The organism is Bifidobacterium phasiani, from assembly GCF_019331775.1.
Classification (GTDB): Bacteria; Actinomycetota; Actinomycetes; order Actinomycetales; family Bifidobacteriaceae; genus Bifidobacterium; species Bifidobacterium phasiani.
Genome location: NZ_JAHBBD010000010.1, coordinates 81,310 through 90,076, shown reverse-complemented (window position 1 = coordinate 90,076; position 8,767 = coordinate 81,310). Strand labels below are relative to the sequence as shown.

9 protein-coding genes are annotated in these 8,767 nt (G+C 66.8%); 4 read left to right on the top strand and 5 right to left on the bottom strand.

The genetic code is table 11. From position 1 onward, the window contains the following. Positions 1–177: 177 nt before the first annotated feature. The 3 genes from KIH73_RS05805 to KIH73_RS05795 all read left to right on the top strand — a co-directional run bounded on the left by KIH73_RS05805 (position 178) and on the right by KIH73_RS05795 (position 2,097). A complete protein-coding gene (locus KIH73_RS05805; protein ID WP_219081491.1) occupies positions 178–690 on the top strand; it encodes a pyridoxamine 5'-phosphate oxidase family protein in 513 nt (170 codons plus the stop codon). A gap of 127 nt (positions 691–817) precedes the next feature. Next, the gene (locus tag KIH73_RS05800; protein ID WP_219081472.1) at positions 818–1,324 is read left to right on the top strand and encodes an HD domain-containing protein; all 507 of its coding nucleotides are present in this window, start codon (positions 818–820) and stop codon (positions 1,322–1,324) included. Beyond that, on the top strand, positions 1,321–2,097 hold the full coding sequence (locus KIH73_RS05795) for a putative ABC transporter permease (RefSeq protein WP_219081471.1): 777 nt from the start codon (positions 1,321–1,323) through the stop codon (positions 2,095–2,097). The genes KIH73_RS05800 and KIH73_RS05795 overlap by 4 nt, the downstream gene beginning before the upstream one ends. Here KIH73_RS05795 and KIH73_RS05790 read toward each other — a convergent pair. The 5 genes from KIH73_RS05790 to KIH73_RS05770 form a co-directional block, all read right to left on the bottom strand. Next, on the bottom strand, positions 2,078–2,848 hold the full coding sequence (locus tag KIH73_RS05790; protein ID WP_219081470.1) for a hypothetical protein: 771 nt from the start codon (positions 2,846–2,848) through the stop codon (positions 2,078–2,080). The two genes, KIH73_RS05795 and KIH73_RS05790, sit on opposite strands and share 20 nt — an antisense overlap. 11 nt (positions 2,849–2,859) lie before the next feature. Beyond that, positions 2,860–4,302, bottom strand: a complete 1,443-nt coding sequence (locus KIH73_RS10900; protein ID WP_236022609.1) for an ABC transporter ATP-binding protein — start codon at positions 4,300–4,302, stop codon at positions 2,860–2,862. A gap of 22 nt (positions 4,303–4,324) precedes the next feature. Continuing rightward, entirely contained in the window at positions 4,325–4,633 is a 309-nt protein-coding gene (locus tag KIH73_RS05780; RefSeq protein ID WP_219081469.1) for a transcriptional regulator, read from the bottom strand. Positions 4,634–4,637: 4 nt separating this feature from the next. After that, positions 4,638–5,180, bottom strand: coding sequence for a hypothetical protein (locus KIH73_RS05775; RefSeq protein ID WP_219081468.1), 543 nt, complete (start codon positions 5,178–5,180; stop codon positions 4,638–4,640). A gap of 97 nt (positions 5,181–5,277) precedes the next feature. Beyond that, complete coding sequence (locus tag KIH73_RS05770; RefSeq protein WP_219081467.1) at positions 5,278–7,197, bottom strand: DUF975 family protein; 1,920 nt, start codon at positions 7,195–7,197, stop codon at positions 5,278–5,280. 177 nt (positions 7,198–7,374) lie between these two features. On the opposite strand from KIH73_RS05770, the gene tyrS reads away from it, so the two are divergent. Then, entirely contained in the window at positions 7,375–8,694 is a 1,320-nt protein-coding gene (tyrS, locus tag KIH73_RS05765; RefSeq protein WP_219081466.1) for a tyrosine--tRNA ligase, read from the top strand. Positions 8,695–8,767 lie beyond the last annotated feature (73 nt).

Below are 8,767 nucleotides of genomic sequence, written 5' to 3'. Positions count from 1 at the left end.
CCCATGCGCGTCCTCGGCTACAAGACACCCAACGAGGTTTGGCAGCACGAGCTCGAGGAGATAGCATCATACCGAAACCACCCGAAGACAGGTGTTGCACTCACAAATTGAAACCGGGAAGGCGTGAAAACGACGCGACGCGACGACGAGCGGACGGTGCCGGGCGCGCATCGGCGCATGAGGCGGGCCGACCGCGAGGTGTCCGACCCCGCGGCGATCGAGCGCATCATCGCCGACTGCCGGATCATGACCATGGCCTACAACGACGCGGAGGGGCTGACGCTCGTGCCGCTGAACTTCGGGTACGTCATGCGCCCGGACGGCCTGCCCACGCTGTACTGCCACTCCGCGGCTCACGGGCGCAAGCTCGACGCGATCCGGGCGGCGGGCAACGCGCTCGCCGTCGCCGTATCGATGCGGACCGATTGCGAGCCGATCGAGGGGCGCACCTGGTGCGCCTGGGGCGAGGCGTTCCGCTCGGTCGTGGCCACGGGCACCGCCTCCATCGTCGAGGACATGGGGGAGCGCCGCCTGGGCCTGCAGCGGCTGATGGCCCAGCAGGCCGGCGTCGCCGACGCCGCGTTCACCGACGCGCAGGTGCGCGCCGTCACGGTGTGGAAGGTCGAGATCGGGCATATGAGCGCCAAGGTCCACGCCCGACCGCCGCAGCCGGACCGCCCGCGACAATGACCGGAGCGCGTCCGGTGGGTGAATTCATTCGCCCGGATGAGGGCATGCCGTCATGACGTCCCCTACAATCGGGAGAGAAACAAGACAGGTAGGGCAGCATTGTCCGATTAACCGGGGAGTGCCCGCGATGCTGACACGACGGCAGATCCGCATACTCGTCCACACGCACGGCCGGGAGATCATCGAACACGACAACATGGCCATCGAACGTCGCTGCTACCAGCACGGCGCGGTCACCACGTTCGCCCATTCGATCCGCGTGGCGTGCATGGCGGTCTGGCTCGCGGACCGGCTGCGGCTGTGGCGTCGCGTGGACGCGCGCTCGCTGGTCCGCGCCGCCCTGCTGCACGACTACTTCCTGTACGACTGGCATGACTGGGACGGCGGCGCCCACCGGCTGCACGGATTCACGCACGGCCGGGCCGCGCTGGACAACGCGATGCGCGACTTCGGCGACCTCAACCCCGTCGAGCGCGACAGCATCGCACGGCACATGTTCCCGTTGACGCCGGTGCCGCCGCGCTACCTCGAGGGCTACCTGGTGACGGTGGCCGACAAGGTGAGCGCGACCCGGGAGACGCTGTCGCCGGACCGGTTCCGCCGGCCGCCGCGGCATCGGGGCGGCGCGCGATGACCGCCCTCGCGCAGGTGTTCCTGTGGTTCCTGCTCTACTCGTTCCTCGGCTGGGTGTACGAGTCGATCCTCGTCTCCGTGCAGGAGCGCCGCTGGGTGAACCGAGGCTTCCTCAACGGGCCGGTCTGCCCGATCTACGGCGTGGGCGCCGTGCTCGCCGACCTGCTGCTTTCGCCGCTCGCCGACCGGCCTGTGGCGTTGTTCCTGATCGCCGCCGCGGGCGCCAGCGTTCTGGAGTACGTCACCTCGTGGGCGATGGAGCGGCTGTTCCACGCACGGTGGTGGGACTACTCCGACTTCCCTCTGAACCTCAACGGGCGCATCTGCCTGCCGGCCGCGGCGGTGTTCGGCGTCGGCGGCGTGGTGATCGTGCGGTACATCCAGCCGCAGGTCGAGCGTTGGACCGCGTTGGTGCCGCTCCCGGCAGTGCATACGCTGGCCGTCGTGTTCGCACTGCTGCTGGCGATCGACCTGGCGGTCACGGTCGCCGGCATCGCCCATTTCGACGAGAACCTCGCGGCCTTCACCGCCCTGGTGCAGGGCTACGCGGCGAAGGCCGGAGACAACTGGCAGTGGGGGCGCGACGCGCTCGCCGAGAGGGCGCGCGGCTGGGCGGAATCCTCGCAGGAGATCCTGGGGCATCTGCGCGACGCGGCCTCCCATGTGCTCAACCGCCAGCAGCAGCGCATGATCGACGCCTTCCCGCACCTGAAGTCGATGAACCACGACCGGGTGCTGGAGACGATCCGCGAGCTCATGCGCCGTCACGGGTAACGGTTTTGTTTTTCGCGGAATGGTCATGACATATTCGGGACAGGTGTTTCCGGTGTCCGGGAACGGTCCTGAATCGCAGCGTCGTGACATAGCGGTGCTGGTAGATCGTCGCCGCAATGCCGACCAGGACGGCGGCGATGAGTATCGTCGCGATGATGACGACGGCGGCGCGATCGAAGGCGATGCTGATGATGACCCCGGTCGTTACCGCCGGGATGGGCAGCGCCGCCAGCATCAGAATGCCGATCAGTCCCTCGGTGTTCCTGGCCGTCGCAAGCGTCGCGAGAGCGGTCGTGAACAGGATGGTGAGCACTGTGCAGCCGTATCCGCACCAGGCCGCGGGGGAGCCCAGATCGTTCATGTCGATGAAGCCCCAGCACAGATGGCATGCGACGAACAGCATCGTCATCGGGACGGATGCCGCAAGCGGCAACACCGTATGCGCCAGCAACATCCCGACCATCGGACGTCCTGATTCCCGATAGGCTTCCTCCATGAAGCGATTCAGCCGTTGTCCATGGTGGCCGTCCGATGCGCCTAGCGAATGCATCACCACCACCAGGGCCGATACCCACCCGCATGCCGGAATGCCGTAGCAAAGATCGAACACTGAGGCGAAGACATGGCCGTCGCAGACCAGCGCCCCCTGCAGCGATAGCAGGGCGATTGCGACGGGAGAGACGATTGCCGTCAGCCAGAATGCCGCGCTACGCCGGCACAATCGCCAGTCGTACCAGATGACTGCTTTCATCTCATTCCTCCCTATGAACGTCCGAACCCGAAATCGACGTGATGTGTATCGGGGGACCCATCGGCGTCCACCGATGATTTGAACGCGTCATAGTCGGCAAATTCGTCAAGGCGCCGGTCGAGAGTCACGGTTCCGTGACCGAGACGGATCACGCGGTCGGCGGTGCGCCAGCAGTAGTCGAGATCATGTGTGATGGTCAGTACCGTGCACCCGGCCTCGCCGAGCTGACCGATCATTTCGATCAGCAGGTCACGGGTACCCGGGTCGACCATGTTCGTCGGCTCGTCCAGCATGATGAGCCGAGGTTTGAACAGCATGCCGGCAGCGATGCCCGCGCGTCTGCGCATGCCGCTGGACAATTCGGACACCCTGTCGTCAAGATGGTCGGCGAGGCCGAATGCGTGAACCAACGGTTCTTGTTCCATCCTCCCGGACTCGATTCGGTTCGGGCTTCCCGACGTGCCGAATAGCATGGAACGGAAGACGATGTTCTCTCGGATCGTCAGCGCCGAGGACAGGCCGTCGCCGTCGGCGAGCATGAACACGCCGCGCATATCGCCGACGGCGTCGGCATCGATGACCGCTTCTCCCTCATCCGGCCGAAGCATACCGGTGATGATGCGGAACAGCGTCGTCTTGCCGACCCCGTTGGACCCGAGTATGGCGAGCGATTGTCCTTGTGGGATATCGAGATTGATATGGTCGAGCACAGTGACGTGGCGCGAATAGCCGAATGTGACATTGCGCACCGAGACCGCGGTGATGTCTGAACCGCACATGGCAGCTCCTTCGTGTGGGGCCGGTTCGGTGACGGTGCCTTGCGGCCGTCCGGCCGATGGCCGCAAGGTGTTCGCATGGCGGTGTCTGGCGGCGACGGTGATTGCCGCCATCGATATGGCGGCTGCCGCGAGCGCCGGCATGACGACCGTCCACGACGGCACGTTGGGTGCCATCCGGCGCAGCATGATGGCAATGGCCGGGGGTGCCATGCCGGCGAGGATGGATGCGATGCCGTTGCTGCCGGTGATGGTACCGACGGCCGCCACCGCAGCGATGCCGGCCAGCGCCGCGATGGACAGTGCTGATACATCTGCCATGACACCGGGTCCTGGTATGCCGGCGCTGAGGGCGATCGGCGGGTACGCGGTGGCCGCAGGCGCCAATACGGTAAGGATCTGCCCCGCCAGATATGGGCCGGCGCCGATGCCCGAACAGTGGACGGTGACGTCGGTGCCGTCTTCGACGTCACCACGAACCGTCTCCTGCATGAGCGTCGGGGCCAGCGTCGCTACCGGAATCATCAAACAGGCATCGATGGCCGTGGTCGCGGTCGATCGGGATGCGGCACGCATCAGAATCGCCAGCGCCGATGGCAGCAGCCACAATGCGATGACGATCGGCAACGCCCTGCTGTGTCTCAACAGATGAAGATTTCTGTAGAGGATCGCCCTCATGATGGGCCTCCAGCCCCTGGTTTCAGACCTCTCCGGCGGTGATACGACGCAACGCCGCGACATGCCGTTCGAAGGCGCGGCGGCCCTCTCCGGTCATGCGTGCCCATGTGAGGCGGTAGCCACGGTCGTCGCCGGCCTTCTTGTCCAGGACCACATACCCGTGTTCGGCGAGGACCTTCAGATGCTTCGAACATGTGGCGTCACTGATCTCCAACGTGTCGCGGACCACGTCGAAGCGCATGGGGGAGTAGGTGTACAGCAATCCGCAGATCCGAAGCCGTATCGGTGCGTGGATGATCTCGTCGAACTGCGGCGAATCGTCCGTGTTCATGATGTCACCCCTGCTCGGCCAGCCGCAGGTCCTGCCGGTCGAAGTGACGCAGCAGCATCGCGGACATCGCGGCTCCGACGACGGCGACCGCAACTGGCCAGATCCATGACACGGTCATGTAGCCCAATGCAAAGTCCACTGCCGCGCTGCCGTATTGCACGAGAACCAAAGACGCGATGGCCTGGGCCGTCGCGCGGCGCTGACGTCTCCTACCGGGGCTGCCCGGCAGAAAACGGGTCTTCGCCCATATCCCGATACCCGTCGCGCGTCGGGCGCCTGCCAACATCGCGGCGACCGCCATCGTCAGCAGGACGAGCGCGGCCAACGCGCACCCATAGAAGGCCGTCGGGGCGAGTCCGAACGCATAGAGCCCGTTGAACGACATCCCCAACACCCAATACAGCAGATTCAACGCGGCAACCAGTACGCCGTATGCCGGCGCATACCATGAGGGACGGCGTGTCCGCATCGCCAGCCGTGTGCGGTCGTTGTCAAGCATCGCCAGCATCTCCGCCCCGTCGGGCGGTTCCATATCGTTCGTGGTCATGGCAAGCCCTTCTCCGGATAATTGTTTTCCGTGATGGAAAGTGTATTACTTTCCATCACGGAAAACAATTATCCGGAGTGTCGATCCGTGGTGTGGCTCAGTGGGTCCCGGCCGCCGGTGCCGGTGCGACGACGTCATATCGGACGAGCGCATCCGTCTCGGCTCCCAATCCGCCTACGGCGTTCGACGCATCCGCGTCAGCAGCCGTGGCCTCCGCCACCACCGCATCCGCGCCGCCCGCGGGAAGCGCGGCGGCCTGGTAGTCGGTCACGCCGGCGCCGGTGTTCGGATGCGTGGACGAGTACGCCTGGTCGCAGCAGTACGCCACGAGCAGCACGACGGCCGCGACGGCCAGCGCACGGGTGTTCGCGCGGTTGAGCAGGTCGTCCAGCGCGGGCGCCAGCAGGTAGACGATCGCCAGCCCGCCCAGGCCGAAGGCCAGCAGCCCCTCGGCGCAGATGCGCCCGTTGAGGTTGAGGAAGTAGCCGGTGTAGTCCCACCAGCGCTGCCCGTCGTGCGTGACCTCCAGGAACCACGACGAGCAGTACTCCAGCGCGCCGCACAGCGCCATCGCCGCCACGAACTCCAGCGCCGGCCGGGAGCGCAGCTTCCTGAGCAGGATCAGGATGGCCAGGCCGCCGGTGCCGTAGATCGGCAGCCACGGGCCGTGCAGGGTGCCGCGGTTGACGAACATGCCCTCGTTGATGAACGCGATGATCACCTCCCAGACCCAGCCGACGAAGCAGAAGATGAAGAACATCATGACCAGGTTGAGCACGGTGTAGCTGCGCGTGGCGCCGGGGCCGGAGACCGTGCCGGCGCGGAAGCGCATCGCGGCCGGCGCCAGCCGCTCGGGGTAGGTGCGCCCCTCGACCACGTCGCGCTCGTCCGCGATGGCGGCCACGCGCGCCTCGTGCCGCTGCCAGGCGTCGACGGCCGCGTCGCGCCGCAGCTTGATGCCGAACCATTCGCTGAGCAGCCCGGCGAAGCCGGTCGGCCGGACGACCGGCTCGTCGTCGTCCACCTGCCGGATCACCTCGATCGCGTCGGCGTACGTGCGGTGCACCAGCGCGGGGTCGGGGCGGGCGAACAGCGCGTCGTCGCGCAGCTTCTGCGTGCCTTCGACGCCCCGCTCCTTGGCCTGCGCCCGCACGTACGCGTAGTACTCGGCGAAGAACGCCGCCTGGTATCCGTTGAGATAGAAGACGCCGACCAGACCGAAGGTCAGCACGCTGAGCACCTGCCAGCCCAGGAACGACAGCCCGGCGACGAAGCACTCCCACTTGTGCCCGCGCATCATCCGCCGCGACAGCGTGATCGCCTCGTTGGCCGTGAGCGTGGGGTTCTCCGCCATGATGTACGGCACCAGCGTGTAGGAGAACGATTTGACGAAGAAGCCGACGATGGTGAACATCCACAGCATCAGGTAGACGGTCTGGACGAACATCGTCCACGCCATGCGCGGCCAGGCGCCGGTCTGGATCGGGTACAGGAAGCGGCGCATCGGCACCCTGTCGTAGGTGCGGGCCTCCAGCGCGATGCGTCGGGCGACGATGAGATAGGTCTGCTGGACGAACAGCCACAGGAAGATGTAGGCCGCGAGGCTGCCGACCACCAACAGCACGACCGTGGCGTCGTAGGAGCGCAGGATCGAGCGGATCGCGTCGGTGACGGTCAGCAGGATGCTGCCGGACGAGAAGGAGTTGAGCACCATGGCGAACACGCCGCGGGAACGGGCGAGCATGGCGTTGGTGTCGTTGTCGCGGATGTCCTGCTCGCGCTGCGCCACCTCGGCGCGCACCTCGTCCTCGCCTCCGGCCGCGATGTCGCCGAGCATCGACTCGAGATGCCCGGCGTCCACGACGACGCCCGTGCCGTCGTCGTGGACGCCGGTGACGGCGATCGACGAGGTGTATTCGACGCCGAAGAACGCGGCGAACAGGCAGACGACGACGAACAGCCAATAGTGCCGCCTCAGGTTCCGCCGTGCCCGCGCCTTCATCGCTTTGCGGTCCATGCCCCGCTCCTTCCCCTGTGGGTCCTCTCCTGCATGCCACTCTAACAGGGCGGACCGCGGCCCGCTCCGCGCCGGCCGGGCTCCGGAGCCACCGGCCCGGGGCGCTGTCGGCCTCTGCTGAGAGACTGGGGAGGCCTGAAACACAGGTACACGCTCATTTCAACAGGGAGATGCATCATGGCTCACGTCATCGATTTCAAGGAGGCCGGGTTCGACACCCTCCTCGATGAACTGCAATGGCGCGGGTTGATTTCCCAGTCCACGGACCGGGAACGACTCGCCGACGCGCTGAACGGTGAGCCGATCACGTATTATTGCGGCTTCGATCCGACCGCCCCCTCCCTGCACATCGGCAACCTCGTCCAGCTGATCAACATGCGCCACCTGCAGGCCGCGGGCCACCACCCGATCGCGCTGGTCGGCGGCGCCACCGGCCTGATCGGCGACCCCCGCCAGTCGGGCGAGCGCACGCTGAACCCCAAGGACGTCGTGGCGCGGTGGGCCGAGCGGCTCCGCGCCCAGATCGGCGGCATCCTGCAGACCGAGGGCGACAACCCCGTCCGCTTCGTCAGCAACTACGACTGGACCGCCGACATGACGGTCATCGACTTCCTGCGCGACGTGGGCAAGAACTTCCGCCTGGGCACGATGCTGGCCAAGGACACGGTGGCGCGCCGCCTGAGCTCCGAGGACGGCATCAGCTTCACCGAGTTCAGCTACCAGGTGCTGCAGGGCAACGACTACCTGCACCTGTTCGACGAGTACGGCTGCACGCTGCAGCTCGGCGGCAACGACCAGTGGGGCAACCTCACCTCGGGCCTCGACCTGATCCACAAGGTGCGCGGCGTGGACGTCAACGTGTTCACCAGCCCGATCATCACGGACGCGCAGGGCAAGAAGTTCGGCAAGTCCGAGGGCAACGCGGTGTGGATCGACGGCACGATGCTCAGCCCGTACCGCTTCTACCAGTTCTGGTTCAACCGGCCGGACGCGGAGATGGAGAGCCTGCTCAAGGCCTTCACCTTCCTGCCCAAGGCCGAGATCGAACGGCTGATCGAGCAGACGCGGACCAACCCGGGCGTCCGCGAGGCCCAGCGCGCGCTGGCCTGGGAGGTCACCAGCCTCGTGCACGGCGAGGCCGCGACGCAGGCCGCGATCGACGCCTCGTCCGCGCTGTTCGGCCACGGCGACCTCGCCGCGATCGACGAGGACACGCTCCAGGCGGCGCTCGACGGCCTCAAGGTCGAATCCGAGGACGGCTCCAAGGCGTTCGCCGGGGCGCGGCCGGGCGAGCGCGTCGCCGAGGCCGGCGTGCGCGCGGGCCTGTTCAAGTCGATCTCCGAGGCGCGCAAGACCATCAGGTCGGGCGGCGTGTACCTGAACAACACCCGCGTCGACGACGAGGAGCAGCTGCTGGGCGACGGCGACTTCCTGCACGGACGCTTCGCGCTGATCCGGCGCGGCAAGCGTTCGCTGGGCGTCGTCGAGACGCGCTGACGGCGGCGAGACACGACCTGCGGCGTCCCGCCGCGCGGCCCGACCGGGCCGACGCGGCGGGACGCCCGCGGTT

What these genes read in the sequence shown, in the direction of transcription:
- KIH73_RS05790 (WP_219081470.1), bottom strand. Translation starts at nt 2,848, where the DNA reads ATGAAAGCAGTCATCTGGTACGACTGGCGATTGTGCCGGCGTAGCGCG.
- KIH73_RS05795 (WP_219081471.1), top strand. Translation starts at nt 1,321, where the DNA reads ATGACCGCCCTCGCGCAGGTGTTCCTGTGGTTCCTGCTCTACTCGTTC.
- KIH73_RS05805 (WP_219081491.1), top strand. Translation starts at nt 178, where the DNA reads ATGAGGCGGGCCGACCGCGAGGTGTCCGACCCCGCGGCGATCGAGCGC.
- KIH73_RS05775 (WP_219081468.1), bottom strand. Translation starts at nt 5,180, where the DNA reads ATGACCACGAACGATATGGAACCGCCCGACGGGGCGGAGATGCTGGCG.
- KIH73_RS05770 (WP_219081467.1), bottom strand. Translation starts at nt 7,197, where the DNA reads ATGGACCGCAAAGCGATGAAGGCGCGGGCACGGCGGAACCTGAGGCGG.
- KIH73_RS05780 (WP_219081469.1), bottom strand. Translation starts at nt 4,633, where the DNA reads ATGAACACGGACGATTCGCCGCAGTTCGACGAGATCATCCACGCACCG.
- tyrS (WP_219081466.1), top strand. Translation starts at nt 7,375, where the DNA reads ATGGCTCACGTCATCGATTTCAAGGAGGCCGGGTTCGACACCCTCCTC.
- KIH73_RS10900 (WP_236022609.1), bottom strand. Translation starts at nt 4,302, where the DNA reads ATGAGGGCGATCCTCTACAGAAATCTTCATCTGTTGAGACACAGCAGG.
- KIH73_RS05800 (WP_219081472.1), top strand. Translation starts at nt 818, where the DNA reads ATGCTGACACGACGGCAGATCCGCATACTCGTCCACACGCACGGCCGG.